Raw genomic sequence first — 24,138 nt, forward strand, 5'->3', positions numbered from 1 at the left:
AGATAACGGTATTTGGATTCCTTTTTCGGGTAAAGTAACATTATATGTGTTAGATGTTAGGAGGTGCTTGTCCTTTTTGGATAAGGTAGTTTTCATATAAAACCCTTATGCAGACTTAGTTTCGGCGTATTTTTTCTTAAAGAGAAGCCGAAATAAGGTTTTCGTCTGCAAAAGCCACATTGTTTATGAAAAGAGCCTTATATAGGACAATAAGATGCCTATTTTTAAACTCGTTATCATCTTTATATTAGTTGCTCTCACCGCTTTTTTTGTCTCAGCAGAATTTGCCTATGTTAGAGTCCGCTCTTCAAGGATTGATCAATTAATTGCGGAAGGTCATAAAAAAGCATCGGTTGTAAAAAAAATTTTATCGAAACTAGATGGATTTCTTTCAGCTATTCAGTTAGGAATTACCGTTGTTTCCTTAATATTAGGCTGGCTCGGGGAACCTACGATAAAGCAGATTTTAAAGCCACTATTTCACATGGTACATCTTCCTACTTCAGTAGAAGATATATTATCATTTATTATTTCCTTCGCAATTATTACATTTTTAAATGTTGTGTTAGGTGAGTTAGCTCCTAAAACCATTGCAATACAAAACGCGGAGTCGATAGCTTTATCATTTGCAACACCATTAGTTTGGTTTAGCAGAATTATGTTCCCTTTTATATGGGTATTAAATAGGTCATCCCGTCTTGTCACGAAATTATTCGGCTTTGAGCCCATTCCGGATCACGAGATGGCACATTCTGAGGAAGAGCTGCGTATCATACTCTCCGAGAGCTTAAAAAGCGGAGAAATTAATCAATCAGAATATAAATATGTAAACAATATATTTGAATTTGACAATCGAATTGCAAAGGAAATCATGGTTCCGAGAACGGAAATCGTCAGTATCGATAAAAACGCTACCCTCGAAGAAATTATGGAAATTGTCCGGATTGAGAAATATACGCGTTACCCAGTTACAAATGGAGATAAAGACAGTATTATTGGCCTTATTAATATAAAAGAATTATTAACCGACTGCATATACAATGAGTGCCAGGAGGATGATCCTGTCGATAAATACATTAGCCCCATCCTTCGTTTTATCGAAACAGTGCCGATACAGGACCTATTAGCGAAAATGCAAAAGGATCGAACACATATGGCCATTCTTTTAGATGAATACGGAGGAACAGCAGGGATGGTTACAGTCGAAGATATTTTAGAGGAGATTGTTGGAGAAATTCGCGATGAATTTGATGCGGATGAAATTCCGCTTGTCCGAAAAGTTGAGGATAACCATTACATTTTCGACGGGAAGGTACTGATTGAAGATGTAAATGATTTATTGGGAATTGAAATATCAGAGGAAGAGGTAGATACCATCGGAGGTTGGCTGCTCACCCAAAAATATGATTTAAAACAAGGGGATAAAATAGAAACGGCAACTTGTGAGTTTATCGTATCCGAAATGGAAGAGTCTCATGTCCTTTATGTGGAAGTAAAGAAAAAGACAATCACTCAAAAAGTCTCTGAGGAATAAGAGGCTTTTTTTTTGTATGCATTTTTCAGTTGAAATTATCTTAAGTTTAATATATCGGAAACTTTTCTCTGTTTCCTTCGTCTTAATATTATGGATAAAGATAGGAATTAGGTGAAAAATATGGAAAAAGAACATAAGATAATTGATAAGATAGATTGGACACTTGTTTTAATCATATTTTTGTTTTTCCTTGTAAGCTGCATATCGATATCAAGTGCACAGACATCTGATCAATATGGAATGAATTTTGTCATTCGGCAAGCTTTCTGGTACGGAATCGGAATCGTCATCATTGGGTTTTCCCTTTTATTGGAACCAAGTCAATATAATAAACTTTCCTATTACTTATATGGGTTTGGTATTATTTTACTCATAGGACTAATCGTTGCTCCTCATTGCGTTGAAACAGGATGTCTTGTCCCGAGAAAAAATGGTGCAATCAGCTGGTATATCTTGCCTGGGGCAGGTCAAATACAGCCTTCTGAATTTATGAAACCATTCATTATATTAGCGATAAGTAGAGTTATTTCATCTCACCACGAAAAAGTCCGCTTAAAAACTTTTAAGAGTGATTTTCTCCTTTTAGTGAAAATTGCAGTCATTGCCATTATTCCACTAGGGTTGATCATGATGCAGCCAGATTTAGGAACAAGCCTGGTTATTTTAGTGATTGTAGCCGGAATGACACTTGTGTCAGGAATTACTTGGAAAATAATCGCACCATTGTTTATTTCATTAAGTATAATTGGTGGAACGATATTATCCTTAGCCATTTATAAACCGGAAATTTTAATTAAATATTTGGAGGTTCCTGCATATCAATTTGACAGAATAAATACATGGATTGACCCGGAAAGTTATCCAGATGAAGGTCGGCAATTGCGCAGTTCTATCATGTCGATAGGGTCAGGAGAAGTTTTTGGAAAAGGGTTTATGGGAAAACAGGTGTATCTCCCTGAGAGGCATACTGATTTTATTTTTAGCGTGATTGGAGAGGAATATGGTTTTATCGGATCCAGCTTAGTTATCTGTTTATTTTTCGTTCTTGTGTATCACTTAACAAAGACAGCCATTTTAACAAAGGAAAAGTTTAATACATATGTGTGTGCTGGAGTCATCTCCATGATTACCTTTCACGTCTTTCAAAATATCGGAATGACAATACAGGTTCTGCCAATTACAGGTATTCCTTTACCATTTATTAGCTACGGAGGCAGTTCATTAATGGGAAATATGCTTGCATTAGGAGTTATTTTTAGCATTCGTTTTTATCATAAAGAGTATATGTTTTCGACTTCATCTGATCGTTTTTATATGTAGCAATTGCATAACAAGTAGTAAAAATCATTAATCTTTTGAAAAAACGGTCTTGAACAAAGAATACTGGACAATAAATTTCCATATTGTAAAATAATAAGGTTAATTTCGAATATATTTTTGCTTGTCGTTCTTTGTTAAATACCCTTAAGTACTTTAGCTTCAGGTTATCTCTTTTATATCCGATTAAAAAATTGTTTAGGCTTTAGTTGTTAAAACAACAAGTTTTAAGAAAAGAGCCTTTAGTTAATAAAAAGCATCACGTTTGACTGTACGGTTTGTTTTTTTTATAATATTAATAATATTTTATCGAAAAATGGCAACAACCATTTTCCTTTAAGGGTGGTGATAGGATGGGGTCGTATACCGTATTGGGGAGTTAGCAACCTTAGCAAATGTATCTAAGAGAACGATAGATTACTATACGAGTTTGGGTCTCTTGCATGCTAATCGTTCTAAATCAAATTATCGTATATATGCTTCAGAAGCTTTAGAAGATCTTAAATTCATTGAAAGATATAAAAAGCTTGGGATATCACTTGAGACTATTCGCAGAAAAATGGAAATGAAGAAATGCCATGAAATGAACGAATCCATTGTGGAACAGCATATTGAAACTGTTTCAGAGCATATAAAACAACTTAATATGGAACTATCCGATTTGGCACCAGTATTAGAAGTGCTTAACACAAAGCAAAAAGAGGCTATTTTCAAAAGGCTAACATTGGAGAGCGTTGCATTATTGCAATCGCTACACTTTTTAACAAAATAGGAGGTGACTCCTATCCTGTATTTCACGGGGTAGGAAAACTTATTTGGACATATTTAAACTAGTGCTTGTTTTTTTCCTAATAGCACTTTCCGCATTTTTTGTTGCTTCGGAGTTTGCAATTATAAGGGTGCGGAGCTCACGTATCGACCAGCTCATTGAAGAAGGAAATAGAAGTGCGCTGGCTGTGAAAAAAATTATTACCAACTTGGATGAGTATTTATCTGCCTGTCAGCTCGGAATTACCATCGCATCATTGGTTTTAGGATGGATCGGGGAGTCGGTAGTATCCAAATTGTTGCATCCATTGTTTGATTTAATCCATATTCCAGTTTCCATTTCAAATGTGATTTCATTGGCACTCTCATTTGCAACTATTACTTTCATACATGTGGTAGTTGGTGAATTAGCACCAAAAACACTGGCCATTCAAAAAGCAGAAGCTTTAAGTTTATTTCATGCAAAACCTTTGATTTTCTTTTACCGTTTAATGTTCCCGTTTATTTGGGTATTAAACACATCAGCACGTCTCGTAACAAAGGTTTTTGGTCTCAAGCCTGCAAGTGAAAATGACATTGCCCATTCGGAAGAGGAATTGCGAATTATTTTATCAGAAAGCTATAAAAGTGGAGAAATCAATCAATCAGAGTTTAAATATGTAAATAACATCTTTGAATTTGATAACCGAATTGCCAAAGAAATAATGGTACCTCGTACCGAGATTATTTCTTTATCGAAAGAAGATGATCTTCAAACATTCTTAGATATTGCGAAAGAAGAGCGCTTTACCCGTTATCCAATCATTGACGGAGATAAAGACCATATCATCGGAATTGTGAATGTAAAAGAAGTGCTTACGGACATAATCCATGACAAAGAGATTGAAGCATTATCTTTAGAAGATTATATACGACCAATTATTCGTGTGATTGATTCGATTCCTATTCATGATTTATTGGTCATGATGCAAAAGGAACGAATCCATATGGCTGTATTAATTGACGAGTATGGCGGTACTTCCGGTCTTGTTACGGTTGAAGATATATTAGAGGAAATTGTCGGAGAAATCCGCGACGAATTTGATATGGATGAAGTTCCATTGATTCGGAAAGTAAAAGAAAATCATTTTATTATCGATTCTAAAGTACTTTTAAGTGAAGTAAACGACTTATTAGGAATTGATATTCAAGAAGAGGATATCGACACACTCGGAGGTTGGGTGTTATCCGAAAATTACGAGGCCAAGCAAGGCGATATTATCGAATTTGAGGATTTTGAATTTATTATTAAGGAAATAGAAGACCTTCACGTTAAGTATATTGAGGTAAAGAAAAAAAGCACTCAAGAAATAAAAGTGAAACATAATATTGCGCTTACCAATTCGGAGGCGATTTAAAAAGATTACTAGTTAAAAGACCAAATCCTATTGATTTGGTCTTTTTAACTAGTATGGATGTGATACTGGACATAGGATCCGCTATCTGTGACAAAATGAGGTTATTCTTCATTTTTGCGGACAGAGGTTCCGTTATTTTGCAAAAAAGCAGTGATTTCATTGTAGTTTTCCATTAATAACGGATTCTGTGTCCGAAACACCCTTAGATTAGGACTGTTTTATCAAAATAAGGGATCCTGTGTCCGCTTAAGAGCAACGAATTCTGTTTCTGTACGGATGTAGAGTTTCATACCACTGCTTTTTTTCTTACATTTCATTCGGAGCCTTAACACCAAGAATTCTTAATCCTTCCTTCAGTACAATAGTGACAGCCTTTACTAACGAAAGTCTTGATAATAGCTCTTCATCCTTTTCAATTATCCGTACTTTTGCATAGTACTTATTGAAGGACTGACTAAGATGAATTAAATACTTTGCCAACACAGATGGGGAAAACTGGTTGTACGCATTTTCGATTATATCAGGGAAATGATTTAAGTGCTTAATGATTTCCCAGCTTCCTTGATCATTTAGGCCGTGAAATTCATATTCATCGATTTCCGCTTTTTGTAAAATAGACATCGCTCGAGCATGTGTATATTGAACATATGGCCCTGTTTCTCCTTCAAATGTAAGCATATCTTTTAAGGAAAATTCAATATTATTCATTCGGTCATTTTTTAAGTCATGGAAAATAATTGCGCCTACTCCAACAGATTCTGCCACTTGATTTGCATTCACCAAGGTTGGATTTTTATCTTTAATATTCTTTTCAGCAAGTTGGATGGCTTCTCTTAAAACTTCTTCTAAAAGAATAACCCGTCCTTTCCGAGTTGACATTCTTTTTCCATCCTTTAAATACAGCCCAAAAGGAATATGATGCATTCCATCTGCCCACCCGAAATCTAATTTTTCTAATACACCTTTTACCTGTTTGAAATGAACGGTTTGCTCCTGACCAACAACATATAGGGCGGTATCAAACTGATAAGTTTTTTGTCGATATATTGCGGCAGCCAAATCCCGTGTAGCGTAGAGAGTAGCTCCATCTGATTTTTTAATTAAACATGGCGGTAACTGGTTATTATCTAGCTTGACAACTTCTGCCCCGTCTGAAGTCTCCAATAATTTTCGTTCCTTCAGTAAGTCGACAACCTCATCCATTTTATCGTTATAAAATGCTTCACCATTATACGAATCAAATGAAACACCTAATAAATCATAAATTCCCATAAATGCTTTTAAAGACTCATCCCGAAACCATTGCCATAATTGTAAATTTTCTTTATCCCCGTCTTCTAAGCTTTTAAATGCTGCGCGTGCTTCTGCTTCAAGATTATGGTTTATTTCAGCTTCTTCATGAAATTTAACATATAACTTCGATAGTTCTTGGATAGGATTAGCTTTGACCTTTTCTTCATCGCCCCATTTCTTATAGGCAGTAATAAGCTTTCCAAATTGGGTTCCCCAATCTCCTAAATGATTTATTTTTACCGTTTTATATCCGCATTTGTCAGCGAGATTTGCTAATGCGTTTCCGATAACAGTAGATCGTAAATGCCCCATTGAGAACGGTCTTGCAATATTGGGAGATGACATATCCAATACAACCGTTTTGTTTTCACCTATTGAACCCTTTCCGAATGCATGCCCGTCTTTTAATACTTCTGTGACAACCTTCTTCCCAATTTCTTTTGAAGAAAAGAATACATTTAAATAAGGACCAATTGGGTTTACTTTAGAAAAATGATTACTTTTCCCTAACTCCTCAGAAAGCTCCGTTGCAATTTCTACCGGTGACTTTTTCAAAAGCTTTGCAAGTTGAAAACAAGGAAAAGCTAAATCTCCATGCTCGGGATTCTTCGGAATTTCGATTAAATTATATATTTTTTCCTGAGTTAACACCCCGTGCAGATAATCTTTTAGGCATACTGCCAAGACTTGTTTTAAATCCATTATTTTCCCTCCTAATCTAATTAAAAAAAGCCCATCTCTTATATAAAGAGACGAGCTAGCCCGCGGTACCACTCTAATTGTTCAGGTTAATGACCACTTTACCTTGTAACGGGAGTTCCCGATTCATCCTACTGTAGTTCAGATTCATCTCTCCGAAGTGCGCTTCATCCATTGGTTCTGTGCCAGGCTTCCACCATCCCCGACTCTCTATTTTTCCCCATATAGATTACTCTCTTCATCCTCGAGTTTTCATTATTATTAAGTATTATACAGATAATAAGTAAAAAGGCAACAGCATTTTCAGGAAAATTTCTAATATTGCCCCAATACTCCTTTAGTCATCGCAGTGCGCTCACATCTTTTAAAGACAAGTATTCCCAAAACAAGATAAATGATAGCATTTGCAATTAAACTGGCGTAATCTGCCCAATGAAAATCAAGAAGTGTTTGATTTTGAATCATAATTCCCCTTATCATATCTACACCTTTTACAACTGGTAAGACAGCTAAAAGAGGCGAAATAGACATAGGAAAGAAAGTTAGTCCCATTAAGATGAACTGCAAAACCTGTAAAAAGGCATTAATTTGTTTAATAATAATAGCCATTCCAGCAATCATAAAGCTAATGCCAAACATACTAATAATGGTGAAAATTAATACAGGTAAAATGGAAACCACATCTATATTTAACCAGGTGCCAGTTACCAGCATAGACAAGTACAATAAGACAGCTAAAATAATTAGCTGCTGCAGGGTGGTTGAAACAATTCTCGCTAATAATATCCTCCAAGCCCCCATTGGAGACATATACATTTGCTCTAGTGTTCCAAGCTGTGCTTCACTCATAATACTCCACCCTATTCCCTGCATGGCACCCATGGACAAGAACCAAAATACGTAGCTGACAATAGTATATTGAATATTTGTTTCCATCGAGGATGGATCACCGACCACTTTTATCCCAAAAAACATGGCTAAAAAAATACAAAAGAAAGTTATCAGTTCGCTAATTGTATTGGGAAGATATCTCTTCAGCAGGATAAATTCCCTGCGAAAATTCGCCTTAAACAGTTGCAGCAATTTCACGTTTCATTTCCCCCTTTACAATTTTCAAAAATACTTGTTCAAAATCAATAATAGAACGATCTACTTTATCGATTTCAATATTCATTTCCTCAAACAAATTGATTACTTTATAAAAATCTTCGCTATGCGTAATCGTAACGGTAATGACGGATTGCATTCCGTCATTAAGCTCTAACTCAGCCATAAAATGATTTTGAATTTCTTTTAAATTCTTATCTGAAAGCACTGAATTAACCGTAAAGGAATATGCCTTCGTATCAAACAATTCAAGCAAATCACTAACCCGCTCGTCCGATACAATTCTTCCTTCATTAATAATGATCACCCGCTCGCAAATTTCTTGGACAACAGGCATATCATGAGAGCTTAGTAAAATCGTTTTATTGTACTCCTTCGCTATATCCTTTAATAATTTGCGAACTTCATAGCTTGTTTCAATATCGAGCCCCAATGTTGGTTCATCAAGAAAAATAATCTCCGTATTGGATAATAAGGCAACCGCTATGGAAACCTTCTGCTGCATTCCTCGTGACAAGGAATTAACCATTTCATTTGCTTTATGTGTCAGATTTAGCCGCTCTAATAATTCATCAATTTGAGCCGATACTGCCTTTTTCGACAAACCTCGATTTCCCGAGAAATACTCCAAGTTTTCCCGCACTGTTAATCTCCAATAAAGGTTTCGATTTCCCTCTAAAACGGTACTAATATGTCGAAGTGCTTTTAGACGCTGCTTTCCAATGTCGATGCCATTTATTTTTATCGTTCCTTCATTAGGAAGCAGCAAGCCGCACATCATTTTAATAGTGGTTGTTTTTCCGGCCCCGTTTGGTCCAAGCAGTCCTACAACCTCTCCTCTTTTCACTTGGAATGAGACACCTTTGACTGCTTGAATTATTTCCTTCGATTTTCTTTTTTTATAGCTTTTCTTTATCCCTTGTATGTCTATGATATACTCCATCTCCACACCCCTAATCAGAATTTTCTATCTTTATTATACACTTCTAAGTTCTAATGTTTTCCATCTCTAGACGGATATGAATTTAGACTTTTAACCTATTCCGTAGTTAAAAATTAAATATGCAGCTGCTTTTGCAGACGAAAATAACAATGGAAGGTTTCATAAATTCACCTGCAAAAAAATAAGCCAGTTGCGCTTAGCACATCTGACTTATTTATGACTAATGATGTAGTTTTGGATATTTGGGGATTAATTTGACATCCTCCAGCACTTTAAAAAGCTCCCGGCGAGATTTCGTTTTCGTTATTTTTACCCCGATACCCGCTAAGTTAGCCATTACTTTTTTTAGTTGATCATGATCTTTTCTTTTCAAGATAGATCACCTCTTTTGATTTACGACTCTCTATTATTTTACCCTATTATCCAAAGTCTGTATATTGATTTTGAAAATTTTTAACATTCCTTTCACAACTATTTGCCATCGGCTTTTTGGAATGCCATTTTCTCATTGCTCATCACAAAAATAAACAAGAAAGCTAATCCAGCGGGAACTAATCCCCATAAGAAAGTATGGACAATCGAAGTGGATAATGCGTCTGTAATTTTGCTTAAAACCTGTACAGGAATGTGTGAGCGTGCACTTTCCTTTAGAATTGCATTTGGATTATAGGAGCCATTTTGCGGCATCTGTCCCATTCCAGCGAAAACCTTCTTCAATTGATCAGAAAATGCATTCTTTTGAATCATTCCAAACACTGTAATTCCAATTGTCATGCCCAGTGAACGAACAAAGTTGCTTGTCGAGCTTGCTGATCCTCTTTGATCCATACCGAAATTATGAATAGTAGCCATACCAAGCACAGAAAACGAAAATCCAACCCCAAAGCCGGTAATAATCATATAAATCGTTAAAACAAAGCGAGCAGTATCTGGATTTATAGTAGTTAACAAATAGATTCCGATAATCGTAATAATCCCGGAAATAAACATGATATTTCGATAGCTTAATTTCGTAGTTAAAAACCCGCCAACTTGTGCAGACACAACTGAGCCAAGCATCATTGGAAGCAGGATTAACCCTGAATTAGTAGCCGTTCCGCCGTAAACCCCTTGCACAAATATAGGAATGTAAACGGTTGCCCCCGTAAAAGCTGCACCATAGAAGAGAGATACAATCGTACTCCCGGCAAATAATCTTTCTTTAAACATTTTGAAAGAAATAATGGGCGCTGATACAACTCTCTCAATCAAGATAAAGAGAATAAATAGAACGGCAAAACCGGCAAACAATCCTAGAATAATACTAGAATCCCATGCATATTTCGCCCCGCCGAGTTCTAAAGCAAACATCAAGCATACAACGGATCCTACTAAGGTAATTGCACCAAACCAATCAATTTTTTGTTTTTCATGTATACGAGACTCATGATAAAAGAGTGTAATTAATAGCAGCGCTACAACGCCAAGCGGCAGATTAATATAAAATATCCAATGCCAGCTAATATGATCGGTAATATAGGCACCTAATAGCGGACCAAAAATACTTGATAAACCAAATACTGCCCCAAATAATCCACCCATCTTCCCTCGCTTTTCAGGAGGAAAAATATCAAATACTATCGTAAAGGCAATTGGAATTAGGGCTCCACCACCGATTCCTTGTATGGCACGACATATACTCAATTGTGTAATGGTTTCAGCAGTTCCGCATAAAATGGAGCCAATCATAAATAGTAATAAACCAAACATAAAAAATCGCTTTCTACCAAACATATCAGATAACTTCCCGAAGATCGGCATTCCCGCCATTTCTGCTACCATATAAGCAGAAACTACCCAAATAAAACTATCAATCCCTCCTAAATCTGCAACAATTGTTCCCATAGCCGTCACAACGATGGTATTATCCATAGATGCCATCAAAATCCCTAATAATAATCCCGCAACAACCCAGCCTAACTTGCTATTTTTTGTAGCCATTCATTCAACTCCCTAACATACCCTATATTTTTATCTGTCTTTTTACATTTGAATTTTTTGCACAATGGAACTGTTCATTATATTCCACTAAGCCAATATCGCAACCAGGTCCTATCTCAACTTTTTTGCCTCTAATTACAGATGCTTTCGTATATTCAACATAAATATGGTCACCTTCAATTGTATCTACATCTAGGCTTCCATTTTGTTTATTTATACCTAGAAAGGAGGATTTCCTTTTTACCTGTATCTCCTCCCCGCCTATTTCCTTCACAGAGCTGTTTCCATATTTCAATTCAATGTTTACCTTACCAGCGTTTAATAAGCCACCAATTTCAAAGGAACCATCTGAAATGAAGTTTTCCACTTCGCAATCACCTTTTACAGAAAGGCTTCCTTTCAAATTTATATCCTCCCCTGAGACATTCCCGCCTACATCCATGGCACCCCGAATTTTCATTTCTTTTCCAGCTACGTCTTTATTTGCACTCATTGTTCCGTAAATCTTAATGCTTCCTGATTTTACATTTTCATGTATATCAATCGTTCCGTAAATATCAAGCGATTCTGCTTTCACATCGCCCATAGCAACTCCTGTTCCGTATACCTTAAATACTTGGCAGGTGAGGGCATCCGTAATGGTTCCATCACCGCTAATCTTTATTTTGTTGAACTCTCCGCCCCCAGAGCTACCAGAACCAAATATATTTAAATTCCTTTTTTCCATACGATAACCTCCTTTAATATTAGAGTTGGTTGGTTTTCATCACTTTGGAAGATTTATCAACCTCAATGGCTCCTTTATATTCCAACAAATCAATTTCACAGTTCTTCCCAATCGTAACATTGTTACCTCGGATAATTTTTGCTTTTACACCTTCGAGGTAAAGATCATCCCCTTCAATAACATCCGTTACTAATCTAGTTGGGTAAATAGATTTGACGATTTTCATAAAACCATGAATCCTCTGCTTAATGCGAATGGTCTGTCCGCCAATCTCCTTGGCTTTACAGTCGCCGTATAGAAGAATATCGATATTTTCCGCGTTTAGTAATCCACCGATTGTAAATAACCCTTCAGAATCAAATTCCTCCGCTTCGCAATCCCCCCCAATGGAGGCTTTCCCGTTAATTTTTATGTGCTCTCCACGTAAAGATCCGCCAATGGAACCACTCCCGGATATTCTTATTTTTTCCGTATTCACTTCCCCGCTCATGGAAGAGTGCCCATCAATAGTAATGCTGTCTGCATCAACATTGCCATTGATTGTCGATTTACCATTAATTTTTACCGTTTCCGCTTTAATATTGCCGTTCACCGTTCCAAATCCGTTGCAATCATAATGTTTGCAATCTATATCCCCATGCACCTTGCCTTTTCCGTTTATCGAAGCAAGCTCAAATTCACCGCCACTGGAACTACCAAATCCATTTATGATCAAATCCCGATTTTTATTCATGTTCATCATTTCTCCCTTACAATAATTTTGATTTCAGTTCTTCCATACAGTTTGTTAAAGAAACCCGAGTCACAATTTTTGTTGATTTTTCAAAATAAATGTCATCCACACTAGAAACGACAAAACAGGAGGATATTCCAAGCTTTCGGATGAAAAACAACTCCCCGCTTTTAATGGAATGATAATTATCATTCATCACATGCAATACCATTTTTCCTTCGTCCAAATTAATGTCACCTGAGCGCAATAGCTTTTCAAGAATATAAATAGAAAGCATTTGTTCAAATGAGAACTTTTTCATTTCTTGATTCAATTCCTTAAAAATATTTAACACAGGCTGCGAAGCAATTCCTTTTTGGATAATTTCCTCTTCCTCTAGGCTAAGCTCTGACAAATTGGGAGAAAATACATCTGCCAGCTCGTCAAGGGAAAGATTTTCTTTCATTGTCTGGATTTTTTCAATTCGTTCTAAAATCTTTTCTTTCGGAAAAAATGTCTCCTGACCTGTAAAGGTAGATTTCCTAATGAACCATTCTTCCGGTATTAGGTTTTTTCGTTTCCATCTATATAACTGCCCATAAGAAATATTGGTAAGCTCTAATAAATCTTTTTTAGATATTAATTCTTCACTCATCGTATTCGTCTCCTTTCACAAAATAATGTAACATAACACTGTTACGTTTGCAAAGCCCTTTTTCAAAAAAATTACTAAATGTTGATTTATCAAGGTCTTGTGGCATAAAAAATAACAGCATACAATGATATGCTGTTACGTTGTTTTACTGCATTGTTTTCCTTTAGGTTGGAAATTTACAACCTTTCTAATATCCTGAGTAAGCGTGGTTTGAATAGTATATGGTGCGACATTAATATACCTTATTTTTAATAATGGAAAAATGAACCGCACGAAATCGTTGTTGAACGGCACGAATTAGGTTTTGATCTAGGAATCAATCTAACTGAATAATAAAGAAAAAAAGATAGCTGCCAGAAATGCACTGGCAGCTATCTTTTAAGTTATTATTTCACAGGCACAACAGTTGTATTACCAGCATTATCATATGCTACAACCAGTACTGTATGTCCGCTAATGTCTCCTACATTGAAGCTAGTATCTGCTTCAGAATAGTAAGCTTTATTTGTGACGGATTTACCGTCAACGATAACATCCCAGTATGAAAGTCCGCTGCCGTTTTTCTCATCGGAAGCATGTACAGTAAGATTCTTGGATACTTTATCGTAGCTTACATCAAGTTTTGGTTTTGTTACATCTAGTTTAATAGGTAATTCAATGGTTTGAGGTTTCGCAGCTTGATAATCAACGACACCTGCTACTTGAAGGTAGTATTGACCTTCCGGTGCTGTTTTTCCATTGATCTTTCCGTCCCATACAAAGTTTGGATCTAAAGTATACTTAGAACCATTTCCGCTATCATAAGCGTCTTTATACATGTTTCCTTCATTTACAATCGTTGCTACTCTATGCTTCTTGCTATCTAGCACATAAAGAGTTACATTTTTTGCATTTCGTATGAATGATAAGATTGGCAATGCATCATCTTGAACCCCGTCGCCATTTGGCGAGAAAGCAATTTTTGCAGGATCGATATCCCCCGTTTTTACATCTCCGCCAAGGAAAGCATAGTCTCCACCTTGAGAAGTTACTACTCCTGTGTAACCATAATAGGAGCTTGCATCCCACATTGGTTTATCAAAAATTGGCGCTTTATCCCATTGACCATCAAATCCTACATATGGAACTGTTAATGTTGGATTGTTATCAGATGGATCTGTTAATTGAATAAATCCTTCCAACCAGAATCCGTTTGGATATGCAGAAGCTAACTCCTTTTCAGCCGCTCTTGCATCCATCGTAATATTAATTTTCACATCACCTTTTGCAGGTACAACTACTTGGTCCTTTGCTTTGCCATTGATTTTGAAGTCAACAAGTCCATTTAAATCAGTTGCTCCAACAAGGTTTGGCGCGTTAATTAAATCGCTGCCGTTTTGTAAAGCTGTATCTGTTTGCGCATTAATGGACAAATTATAGGTTGCTGGTTTATTTGTTAAGTTTTTCGCCGTTAATTGGAATGTTACCTTACCCGTTTTAATTTCTTTTAAAGCAACTTTTCCTACATTTGATTTTGATTCTGTAACAATTACAGGTGTTGTTAAAGCTGAGTTAATTTGCATTAATCCTGCACCTTGACGGCGAGGAGAAACGAAATTACCATCAAATACAACTGGTTTTGCTGTATTCATTAGTAAATTTTTCGCTAATAATACGCGGTCACTGCTATCCAAACCAAAATCTTTATCAACGCGTTCCAACACTAAAGCGGATCCACCTGAAACATGTGGTGCTGCCATAGAGGTACCGCTCATTAAACCATACTTATTATCATTAAGTGTGGAATAAATTTGTCCGCCTGGTGCTGTAATTTCCGGCTTAAAATCTAAGCTCGGTGCTACACCCCAAGAAGAGAACGCACTCATTTTTCCCGCATCTGGATTTGGGATACCCAGTTTACCGCCATTAAACGTAATAGTTACCGGTTTGCTGCTATCTAATGCAGCTCTCAGTTTATCACCATCACCTTTTAGCATAAATAGCTGAGGAATCGTGATAGCCGGATCAGATGCCATATTAACAATACCTTCTTGGTTGTTGTAAACAATAACTCCTGCCGCTCCAGCTTTTTGAGCATTAAGGGCTTTGTCTACAAAGTTATAGGTTCCACGTTGGACAAGAGCATATTTTCCTTTAAAGTCTTTGCCGGCAAAATCATTTGGTCCCCCTAATCCTGCAGCTAAAACTTCAAACGTTTTTTGCTCAACACTATTCGGGTGTGTTTGTCCAGCAGATAAAAATGGTGCGTTTCCAGCAATTCCATCAATCGTATAATTCAATCCATCCGTTACCATATTCGTATTTTCAAATGATGCAACAGAAATTGATTCATTCGAAACACTCGGTGACCCGACTACACCATAATCAGGGTTAGATGTAAGTGGATAATAGTATCCATTTCCAAAATAAGCAGAGTTCCCAGCAGAGATGGACATAACAATGCCATTCTCTGTTGCACGTTTTACCGCTTGCTGCTCAGGTGAATCAGCGTTAACAAATCCGGATGGTGAACCTAAACTCATGTTCAGAACATCCGCTCCAAGCTTAATCGCATCATCAATGGCTTTAACATAAATATCTCCATATGTTGATTTATTGGATTGGTCATTACTGAATACTTTAAGCGCCAGTAATTGTGCTTCTGGTGCGATTCCTTTAATGCCTCCATTGTTTTCGTCTCCGTTTGCACCGACCGTACCAGCTACGTGCATACCATGCATCGATGCACCAGCTCCCAAATCTTTTACAATATCATTTTTATCATAGTAATTATATCCATAAGGAACTTTATCTGTATAAAATTTACCTGGCAGACCATTGTCTGCAACTAGCTCATTTATTTTCGATTTTGTTAACTTTTCCTTAGAAGGATCCGTTAATTTCATATCCTTATGATCATAGTCAATTCCAGTATCAATGATACCGACAACCATTCCTTCCCCTTTATAGCCGTAGTTTCTCCAAGCCTCTTGTGCTTGTACCAGCTCCTTGCTATAAATCATATCAGGTGTTTCTTGTGGCCTCTTGTATTCGTTTACAACCTGTACAGACTTAACACCATCAATCGCTTTAATTTGGTCAATATCGCCATATTTTATGTCGGCGCTGAAACCGTTTACGATAGTTGTTACATCATTAATAAACTTGGTTTTTATTTTCTTGTCCTTTATTTTGCCTTTAACTGTTTTTTGTTCATCAAGTGCTTTGTCTTCCAAGCCTTTTCTTTCTTGTTTACTAAGTTTATTGTATTTAACACCTTTTTGCTTCGCATATTCAATGGTTGGATCACCCGTCATCTCAACAAAGACACGAACATCTTTGTTCGGATCTACATTCGGCTGAACCTTGGTTGGTTTTACTTTGTTTGCCTTGTCTAGATTTACAGCATGGGAACTTCCTGTCCCAAATACTGCACTACTGCAAGCTAATAATAAAATAAGTAAAATTGCAAGACTTCGCTTCAGCATTTATTGTCCCCCTATTAGTAGTTTTTAAAAATAGATTAATAGATTAAATAGAGACCTCCCCCGAAAAAAAATTCTGAATCTCTTAGTGACAAAAAATTCAGACACTTATAAATTAACATAGTAATTGAGAGATAAACTAGATTATTTAGTCCTAGTAATATAGTCACAATAGTCTGATTTTACGCAAACAGGATCAGCCTATATTCAGGCTGATCCTGTTTTTAAGATAACATAAGCAAATGATGCAATTCCTGATCAGATAGCTCTGTAATCCAGTTGTCACTATTAATAATTTCATCATTTAATGCTTGTTTTTTCTCAAGCATAGCATCAATTTTTTCCTCTAATGTGCCGGTTGTAATCAGCTTGTGAACATGGACAAAACGACTTTGACCAATTCGGTAAGCACGATCAGTAGCCTGGTTTTCTACTGCGGGATTCCACCAGCGATCATAGTGGATAACGTGATTTGCGGCCGTTAGGTTAAGCCCTGTTCCACCTGCTTTTAAAGAAAGGAGGAACACTGGGAATTCCCCATCCTGGAAACGCCCAACATATTCATCTCTTTTTGCTTTAGGCATACTTCCGTTTAAAAAAGGAACAGAAAGACCGAAACGTTCGTATAAAAGCTTTTGAATCATCTCGCCCATTCCAATATATTGGGTAAAAACGAGACACGCTTCCTTAGCATCCAAAATGGATTCCACCAATTCCAATAGCTTCTCCATCTTATGAGAGCGTTGTTCCACATTATCCGGATGTTCCTCTTTAAGATATAATGCCGGATGATTGCATAACTGTTTGAGACGGTTCAACATTTGGAGGATCATTCCTTTACGCTCAATTGCTGTCAGCTCATCCATTTGATTAAAGGTTTCACGAATAAGCTGTTCATATAAAGAGGCTTGTTCCGATGTTAATGGGCAATATTCCTTTTGCTCAAGCTTATCCGGCAAGTTTAATTCTACCTCAGGGTCCTTCTTCGTACGACGGAGCAAAAATGGACGAATCAGTGACTGAAGCTCCCCGATTTTTGCTTGTTCCTCTTCCTTTTCAATAGGCAGAATAAATCGCTTTTGAAATTGTGTATAGGTACCTAAATACCCGTGATTGGTAAAATCAAAAATAGACCATAGTTCTGATAATCGATTCTCCATTGGTGTTCCAGTAAGGGCGATATGATGTAATCCTTTTAATTTGCGAATTGCCCTTGATTGTTTGGTTTGGGAATTTTTAATATTTTGGGCTTCATCTAGGGCAATCGTTCCCCATTCAATGGAAGAAAGCTCGTCAAAATCTAGATGGGAAAGCCCGTAGCTTGTTAATACAATATCTGTTCCTTTCAAATTTTCTTCAAAGTGATCTCCTTTGTAACGATTTGCTCCATAATGCAGTTTAACGGACAATTCCGGGGCAAAGCGTTCGATTTCCTTTTGCCAATTCCCAAGTACGGATGTCGGACAGATAATTAAAGCCGGTGCAGGATTTCCCTCTGTATGTTTTACATGCAATAAGTACGTAATGAGCTGAATGGTTTTACCAAGCCCCATATCATCGGCTAAAACAGCACCGAAATGAAATTGTCTCAAAAACACAAGCCAATCGAAACCATGCTGTTGATAGGGGCGAAGACTTCCGTCAAACTGCGGCGGTACCGGAACGGCTGGGATATTGGAAGTATCCCTTAATTCATGAAATAGCTTTTTTAAGGAACGGTTTAGCTCGATTTGAATGTTTGCAAAGGCACGTGGATTAAAGTCTTCTAACTCCTCCATATCCATTTCTTCTCTTGGAACTAATTCTTGCTCCATAATGTCTTGAAGACGCAACCCTTCCTTCTTTGCCCGTTTCATTAAGTCTTGCAGCTGCCGAATCATTTTGGGATCTAATTTGACCCATTGCCCATTTACTTTAATCAGTCTTCGCTGATGATCAACGAGATGATTAAATTCCTCTTCGGAAATTTCAGCGCCATTCATGGACAATCGCCAATCAAAGTCAAGCAAGGCATTTAATCCGACAAAGGATGGCCGGTAGTTTGTACTCGTTTGCTTTATTCTTGCCTTCACGGTTAATTGCGCATCACGCATCGCAACCCACCAAGATGGCAGTAAAATTTCTACTCCGAGCAAGAGTAGCTTTTCACTTGCAATCGTTAAAAAATCCCAAGCTAAAAGCTCATCTAATTCCCTTTTTAGCCCATCACTATCTCCTAACCAGGGAAAGAGTTTTACCCAACGTTCTTGTTCTTCCATTACATCATCTAGATATTGTCTCCATTTTACCGGAACATTTTTTGAGGGAGTTGTAGTAAGCAGTTTTTCTGGGTTTCTTTTATCCCTTAAAACGGTTTCGAGAATCCATGGTTCATCATCTTCCATCGGTTCTGAAATACGAAGTCCGATGGTAAAAGGACGCTCGTCTTCCCCTTCCATCCACTCACGAAAACGTTTTGCATCAAAATAGGAAGTAAATTCTTCCGTTGTAAGGGAAGTTTTCTTCAAGTTATCTATTTTTTCCTTTATTCCTTCCTTTTTGTTCAGGAAAGAAGTAATAGCATAATCATACCATTCTTCTAAAAATGCCTTCGTTGTAGTGTCAAGAATAGGTTGTTCCCAAAATTCTGGTTCAAATTCATCCAATACCATTTGCGGCAGCTTCCACTCGAATACATGGTCTTCCGTTTCATTAAAGCGCGGAACCCCTACACCTTCCATAATAGCTTCATACATGATGGAAGCGCTTGATAGGAATAATTGTCCGTTTGAATCCCATTCCCAATCCAGCAATGAACTGAAGCTTTCGTTTGCAAAGAGAGACAGTAATGACCAGCTATCTACCTTTACACCTGAATGCGTCTTATAGGTTGAAATAGGAAGGGAAGAGCCAAAGAAGCTTTCTTCATGCCAAATAAATAATTGACGTTTCCAATCAGACGGATTGATTTCCCTTCCTTGTGGATCCTCGGCATAAATAAAAAAAACTCCATTTCCCATATATTCAGTATAAATCTTTAATAAGATAGATTTAAGCATCGATTAGCTTTCCCCTTCTACACTCCTCGTGAAATGCACGAAGTCTTTTTGTCTTTAGAAGTAAGTCATTAAAATAGGATTCCCACATTTGCATTTTTTTCTGTTTTTTATATAAAACACGCAGTTTTTTTAAGTATTTTACGGATTTCTTGTAAGCATCACGATTACGATTTTCTAATAGATTTTCAATTGAATCATGGTAAAGCGGCATAGCAAGCTGCGGATCTGCCTTCGCAACAGTTTCCAGTTTCAACTTATCAATAGAATCGATGTCTTTGCCTGTTAGATGCTGAAGTTCAACCCATGATCGATACTTTTGCTTTATGATGAGATATTCATTATATTGGGTGTAGCTATATGGAAGAAATTTCATATATATTTTTTCCATTAAGACAGGATTATGATCAGATAACGCAGAATCATCGACTGTTCTAAAAAACATTCTCATAAAGGCATAACGGTCAAAATTACTTTCCAGTGTAGATAAATAATCCGATATAAAAGGTATCATGGCAGTAATATATTTGCTAAGCCGGCTGTACGCCTTTTGCGATTGCAAATGTTGAAACCAATATTGCGAAAAGTAAATAATGTTTCTATTTAGCCCTTTCAGTGTCTGTAATGCAATCTCGTCTTTTCCACATAGAATAGCTAAATGAATTCTGGCTAGCAGGATTCTGTCGTTTTGATCAGAGTCAGACTCCAGCCTCTCTAATTCCAGCTTACGCCATATTGTTTGTTTGAAAAGGTGCGACCAAAGAATCATATATAGTTCCACCATTTCGGATGAATGGTAGGTGTTTAAGGTAAGTAATGCCGTACAATCATTTCGCAAAAAAGCAATATACGGGTCAAAGGCAAATGGCTGAACGGAGATAGATAATTTCTTTAATGCATCTTCTACTTCTTGCATCATAAAGGAAAAGAAGGAATCCTGTGTTTGAAAATTCCGATTGATACTTAGCTCATTCGCTGCTTTTATCGAATAATAAGCAACGAATAATTGATAAAGCGGTTTCCATTCCCTTTCAACAGGTGAGAATTCAATTAGACGATAGTATACTGATTTTAATCTTTCTTCGAAAACATATTCATTTGGTATATCAATATTATGAAAGGATTTTTTAAAGCGATTTATCCATGCATCGTGACCGGTTAACGGTGCAGAAGTTTGTTCCTCCAGTAAATCACTTCCACGCTTCATATTCTTTAATACAGCAAAGGTAGAATCGTTTTTTTTCCATTCTTGTACCCAATCAAATACACTTCCTATTTGGTTATAAACTGAGAAAAATAACGCCATTTGGTGGCGGCAGATACCTTCCTGCGGACATGAACAATGATTGTTTTCAGGATTTTCCAAATCCAACGTAACCTGAACAGGTGTTACATCCTGTACCTTGGCTGTAAAAATGGGAGAGGAAAAATTCTTTTTGGAAACGAGCTGCTGGCGATATAAAAGCAAGCCTTTTTGAACAAGCTTTTGGTGAGTGTCACTTGTGGGATCTAAATAAGTTTGGAGTTTTTCTGCATACGCTTGAAGTTGGGCTTTCATTTTGAATATCACCTCCGGGTTGTAAGAAAAGCGCAAGGTCCCCTAGCCAACGGCTCTTGCGCCAGACAGGATTTAAAACTTGTTAAATAATTTATATTTTATTAAACTAATCGTTTATCTTTTGAAAAAAAGGCACTACTTCTATTTTAATGGAATAAATGATTTTAGAAAAGGTTAGGCAAAGGTTCTACGATAAAATGAAGAAAGTGAGGCTGCAATACCTCACCATCATTATTATTTTTTACTAATCCAAAATTGATGATTCACATATATATTGACCCCGGACAGTTTCTTTCTTTTTCCGTTTACGATTTTATAGTTTTTATTTATCGGATACTCTATTTTTTCCTCATTTTTTTGGGCAATAAACAATGGATTGTGAGGATTAGAGAGATCAATTTTTGTTTTGTAACCCTTTTTGTCGTAATAATCGGTTGCATTCACAAATAAAGATTGATTAAATCGGTCTAATGAAGTTATGCCTAAAAACTTAGATATATATGATGGAAAATCAGTATTATTGATTAGTCCCGTCGGTTTCCCCGGACCATACGCATATAAAAAGACATCCTCCCCCGAATGGCCTAGGGTGGTAAAGCCTAAATTTGCTCGTTCAGCCATTTGTTTAGCTAATTCTAATTCTACATTACTTGCAGCTTTTAGACGTTTTAACTCCTTTTCCGGTAGAGGAGACAACCCATAATACTTGGCAATTTCCTTAATGTTCGAGCGGTCCTTTTTCAGTAAGGCGGCAGCACCTGTAGCGGTTAGCTTTGCTTTTCTTAATGGATCGATAAATTGATGAACTGGTGTTTTGAAATAGGACTTATTAGTGTTATGATTCCCCATTGTAAGTCCGCTGTTTCCATGATCGGTTACAGCTATCAACAAAGTATTTGGATTTTTCTTTGCGAAATATAGCGGCTCTTTTACTGCTGAGTCGAATGACAAGATTTCGCTTATCATTCCAACTGGATCATTTTTATGGGCTGCCCAATCGATTTTGCTACCTTCGACAAAGAGGAAAAAACCCGTTTGCTTCTTGTCGAGTAAGTGAATGGCCTTTTTTGTCATTTCCGCTAGTGATGGTTGTTTAGGAGCAAGAGTAGGACGGTCGAATTCATAAGCGATATCAATATCTGCAAAACTTCCCCATACTTTCGTTTTTTTTACCGCATCAAGCTCTGATTTTGCTTTCACAAAAGAATATCCGTTATTTTTTATTTCTTCTAGCAGGTTCTCCCCATCTTTTCGGTAGGAAGGCATATTAGAGCCTATACCTTTTGGTGCTGAATATGGATTCGTGTTTTTTTTCGATAGTAAAGAAACCATACCGCCGCCAAGGACCACATCCAATCCTTGATACACCTGCTGCTCGGCAATATCATCATACCCATTGCGGCTGATTGTATGGGCTGTAAAAGCTGCAGGGGTGGCATGCTGTACTGGAGAGGTTGTTACTATTCCTGTTGAAAGTCCGTGCAGTTTTGCTGCTTCCAAAATGCTGACAGCGGGGCGAATTGCTTCAACCTTTCCGCCCTTTAGTTGCGGAACTATGCCGATCATATCTACCGAAGTTTTAAACCCCGTTGCCATAGCTGTTCCTGCTGCTGCAGAATCAGTAATACCTGATTGCAAAGAATAAGTTTTAACACCGCCAACAAGAATCCCATCAAGTGCAAGGGATTTCCCTTTATACCACCGTGTTAAGGTTAAAACATCTGAATTTGTACCATCCATCACCATAAAAATAACATTTTTGGGCTTTGTTGAGGATTTTGCGGCATGAATGGGATGTATTGGAGTAAATAGAAGTACCATAATAAGAAATACACGCAATATAAATCACCTCAAATTATTTTAGTTTTATATTTTGATAACTGGAAAATTGTATGCAGGTTAATATCTTTTATCTCAAAGAACAAATGTATAAGCGCCTTGCTTATCCGCTAGCCGATAGACGCTGTAGCTTGACGTAACAACTTTTTGGATAAATTATCCACATGGTATTTCCTAAACGAAAAAATGACCAGCTTAGAGATAAACTGGTCCAAATTTTTGAAGATATATGAGGCTGCATGACAATTTCTGATGAGGAATGTTGGGGAAGATACAAATTCTTATAGAGAAACCACTTTTGAATGATAATGATTTTGCGGTAATGGCAGAGGGTTTTGTTCTAAGGAGTCTAGTCGTTTGGTGAGTATAAAAATTCGATGGTTTGCCCTTCCAAGCTTTAAAATAAGGTCTTCCACCAATTTTTCTAACCCTTCTAATCTTTGATCAATATTTTCCAATTCACTTCTCCTTTATTCATTATTCACTGCTTGTAGCTCACGGTCTTCCGTCGGTTTTCTTCCTAAAAACTTCACTGTTTCCGCCACGACTTCTGTCACATATACTTTTTTCCCTTCTTGATTTTCATAACTTCTTGTTTGGATACGTCCCACTACACCAATAACAGAACCCTTTGCACAATATTTAGCGGTATTTTCAGCCGTTCTGTTCCATAATGTACATTGAACGAAATCCGCTTCAAATTCTCCATAGCTATTCCGAAAGTTTCGATTTAGTGCTATGGTGGCATTTAATACCGCTTTTCCATCCATCGTATGCCGCAGTTCAGGATCCTTTGTCAGTCTGCCTACAAGCATCACCTGGTTAATCAAAACATGTATTCACTCCTTTCTCTTATAATGTAAATACATCATATACAACCTAATCCAAATAGTAAAATTAGGAAATTAGCAATTCACCCTTTCATTTTCTGTAGATAACGGTACTTTCCTATGGGAAAAAACTTGTTTTCGCATGAAAAGTTGTAAAGAATTAGGTTTATAATAAAAATTAATCTTTTTTTGTTTAATGAAACTGGGATAAGAGGACTGTCCACTTAACTCATTTTAGTTTTTTTCTTAAAAGACTGGACAAGGGACCTGCCCCCCAGTT

Annotated in this window: 18 protein-coding genes and 1 other annotated feature; of the genes, 4 read left to right on the forward strand and 14 right to left on the reverse strand. The window is 36.9% G+C overall.

Going from position 1 to position 24,138, the window contains the following annotated elements:
* Window positions 1–214: 214 nt before the first annotated feature.
* The 4 genes from AN964_RS18855 to AN964_RS18870 all read left to right on the forward strand — a co-directional run bounded on the left by AN964_RS18855 (window position 215) and on the right by AN964_RS18870 (window position 5,016).
* Window positions 215–1,534, forward strand: coding sequence for a hemolysin family protein (locus tag AN964_RS18855; protein WP_055741369.1), 1,320 nt, complete (start codon window positions 215–217; stop codon window positions 1,532–1,534).
* A 120-nt stretch (window positions 1,535–1,654) separates the two neighbouring features.
* Window positions 1,655–2,854, forward strand: a complete 1,200-nt coding sequence (locus AN964_RS18860) for an FtsW/RodA/SpoVE family cell cycle protein (RefSeq protein ID WP_055741370.1) — start codon at window positions 1,655–1,657, stop codon at window positions 2,852–2,854.
* A 367-nt stretch (window positions 2,855–3,221) separates the two neighbouring features.
* Complete coding sequence (locus AN964_RS18865) at window positions 3,222–3,623, forward strand: MerR family transcriptional regulator (RefSeq protein ID WP_055741371.1); 402 nt, start codon at window positions 3,222–3,224, stop codon at window positions 3,621–3,623.
* A gap of 43 nt (window positions 3,624–3,666) precedes the next feature.
* Window positions 3,667–5,016, forward strand: coding sequence for a hemolysin family protein (locus tag AN964_RS18870; protein ID WP_055741372.1), 1,350 nt, complete (start codon window positions 3,667–3,669; stop codon window positions 5,014–5,016).
* A gap of 306 nt (window positions 5,017–5,322) precedes the next feature.
* Here the strand turns inward: AN964_RS18870 and argS are convergent, their stop codons facing one another.
* The 14 genes from argS to AN964_RS18930 form a co-directional block, all read right to left on the reverse strand.
* A complete protein-coding gene (argS, locus tag AN964_RS18875) occupies window positions 5,323–7,011 on the reverse strand; it encodes an arginine--tRNA ligase (protein WP_055741373.1) in 1,689 nt (562 codons plus the stop codon).
* Window positions 7,012–7,054: 43 nt separating this feature from the next.
* Window positions 7,055–7,262, reverse strand: a binding site (T-box leader).
* A gap of 61 nt (window positions 7,263–7,323) precedes the next feature.
* A complete protein-coding gene (locus tag AN964_RS18880; RefSeq protein WP_055741374.1) occupies window positions 7,324–8,097 on the reverse strand; it encodes an ABC transporter permease in 774 nt (257 codons plus the stop codon).
* On the reverse strand, window positions 8,075–9,058 hold the full coding sequence (locus tag AN964_RS18885; protein WP_055741375.1) for an ABC transporter ATP-binding protein: 984 nt from the start codon (window positions 9,056–9,058) through the stop codon (window positions 8,075–8,077). Before AN964_RS18885 ends, AN964_RS18880 begins: the two co-directional genes overlap by 23 nt.
* 220 nt (window positions 9,059–9,278) lie before the next feature.
* The gene (locus AN964_RS26785; protein ID WP_163258601.1) at window positions 9,279–9,431 is read right to left on the reverse strand and encodes an Lmo0850 family protein; all 153 of its coding nucleotides are present in this window, start codon (window positions 9,429–9,431) and stop codon (window positions 9,279–9,281) included.
* Between the two features lie 98 nt (window positions 9,432–9,529).
* Window positions 9,530–11,038: an MDR family MFS transporter gene (locus AN964_RS18890; protein ID WP_055741376.1), complete on the reverse strand. Its 1,509-nt coding sequence runs from the start codon at window positions 11,036–11,038 to the stop codon at window positions 9,530–9,532.
* 22 nt (window positions 11,039–11,060) lie between these two features.
* Window positions 11,061–11,765 carry a hypothetical protein gene (locus AN964_RS18895; protein WP_055741377.1) on the reverse strand — a complete coding sequence of 235 codons (705 nt, stop codon included), beginning with the start codon at window positions 11,763–11,765 and terminating at the stop codon, window positions 11,061–11,063.
* Window positions 11,766–11,784: 19 nt separating this feature from the next.
* Window positions 11,785–12,498: a polymer-forming cytoskeletal protein gene (locus AN964_RS18900; protein WP_235950739.1), complete on the reverse strand. Its 714-nt coding sequence runs from the start codon at window positions 12,496–12,498 to the stop codon at window positions 11,785–11,787.
* A 16-nt stretch (window positions 12,499–12,514) separates the two neighbouring features.
* Window positions 12,515–13,132, reverse strand: a complete 618-nt coding sequence (locus tag AN964_RS18905; protein WP_055741379.1) for a YhbD family protein — start codon at window positions 13,130–13,132, stop codon at window positions 12,515–12,517.
* A gap of 386 nt (window positions 13,133–13,518) precedes the next feature.
* The gene (locus tag AN964_RS18910) at window positions 13,519–16,599 is read right to left on the reverse strand and encodes a S8 family serine peptidase (RefSeq protein WP_055741380.1); all 3,081 of its coding nucleotides are present in this window, start codon (window positions 16,597–16,599) and stop codon (window positions 13,519–13,521) included.
* 221 nt (window positions 16,600–16,820) lie between these two features.
* Window positions 16,821–19,634: a DEAD/DEAH box helicase gene (locus AN964_RS18915; RefSeq protein ID WP_055741381.1), complete on the reverse strand. Its 2,814-nt coding sequence runs from the start codon at window positions 19,632–19,634 to the stop codon at window positions 16,821–16,823.
* Window positions 19,627–21,189: an SWIM zinc finger family protein gene (locus tag AN964_RS18920; protein ID WP_055741382.1), complete on the reverse strand. Its 1,563-nt coding sequence runs from the start codon at window positions 21,187–21,189 to the stop codon at window positions 19,627–19,629. The genes AN964_RS18915 and AN964_RS18920 overlap by 8 nt, the downstream gene beginning before the upstream one ends.
* Before the next feature lie 234 nt (window positions 21,190–21,423).
* Window positions 21,424–23,028: an alkaline phosphatase gene (locus tag AN964_RS18925; RefSeq protein WP_152982432.1), complete on the reverse strand. Its 1,605-nt coding sequence runs from the start codon at window positions 23,026–23,028 to the stop codon at window positions 21,424–21,426.
* 281 nt (window positions 23,029–23,309) lie between these two features.
* Window positions 23,310–23,486 (reverse strand): hypothetical protein, encoded by a 177-nt coding sequence (locus AN964_RS26510; RefSeq protein ID WP_161809291.1) that lies wholly within the window; start codon window positions 23,484–23,486, stop codon window positions 23,310–23,312.
* A 12-nt stretch (window positions 23,487–23,498) separates the two neighbouring features.
* Window positions 23,499–23,858, reverse strand: a complete 360-nt coding sequence (locus AN964_RS18930) for a single-stranded DNA-binding protein (RefSeq protein WP_055741383.1) — start codon at window positions 23,856–23,858, stop codon at window positions 23,499–23,501.
* Window positions 23,859–24,138: the final 280 nt, after the last annotated feature.

This window comes from Heyndrickxia shackletonii (assembly GCF_001420715.1).
In the GTDB taxonomy this organism is placed as follows: domain Bacteria; phylum Bacillota; class Bacilli; order Bacillales; family Bacillaceae_C; genus Margalitia; species Margalitia shackletonii.

Excerpts from the sequence above, each read along its gene's own strand:
- AN964_RS18905 (WP_055741379.1), bottom strand. The coding sequence starts at position 13,132 with ATGAGTGAAGAATTAATATCTAAAAAAGATTTATTAGAGCTTACCAAT.
- AN964_RS18855 (WP_055741369.1), top strand. The coding sequence starts at position 215 with ATGCCTATTTTTAAACTCGTTATCATCTTTATATTAGTTGCTCTCACC.
- argS (WP_055741373.1), bottom strand. The coding sequence starts at position 7,011 with ATGGATTTAAAACAAGTCTTGGCAGTATGCCTAAAAGATTATCTGCAC.
- AN964_RS18910 (WP_055741380.1), bottom strand. The coding sequence starts at position 16,599 with ATGCTGAAGCGAAGTCTTGCAATTTTACTTATTTTATTATTAGCTTGC.
- AN964_RS18890 (WP_055741376.1), bottom strand. The coding sequence starts at position 11,038 with ATGGCTACAAAAAATAGCAAGTTAGGCTGGGTTGTTGCGGGATTATTA.
- AN964_RS18900 (WP_235950739.1), bottom strand. The coding sequence starts at position 12,498 with ATGAATAAAAATCGGGATTTGATCATAAATGGATTTGGTAGTTCCAGT.
- AN964_RS18885 (WP_055741375.1), bottom strand. The coding sequence starts at position 9,058 with ATGGAGTATATCATAGACATACAAGGGATAAAGAAAAGCTATAAAAAA.
- AN964_RS18915 (WP_055741381.1), bottom strand. The coding sequence starts at position 19,634 with ATGCTTAAATCTATCTTATTAAAGATTTATACTGAATATATGGGAAAT.
- AN964_RS18860 (WP_055741370.1), top strand. The coding sequence starts at position 1,655 with ATGGAAAAAGAACATAAGATAATTGATAAGATAGATTGGACACTTGTT.
- AN964_RS18920 (WP_055741382.1), bottom strand. The coding sequence starts at position 21,189 with ATGAAAGCCCAACTTCAAGCGTATGCAGAAAAACTCCAAACTTATTTA.
- AN964_RS18895 (WP_055741377.1), bottom strand. The coding sequence starts at position 11,765 with ATGGAAAAAAGGAATTTAAATATATTTGGTTCTGGTAGCTCTGGGGGC.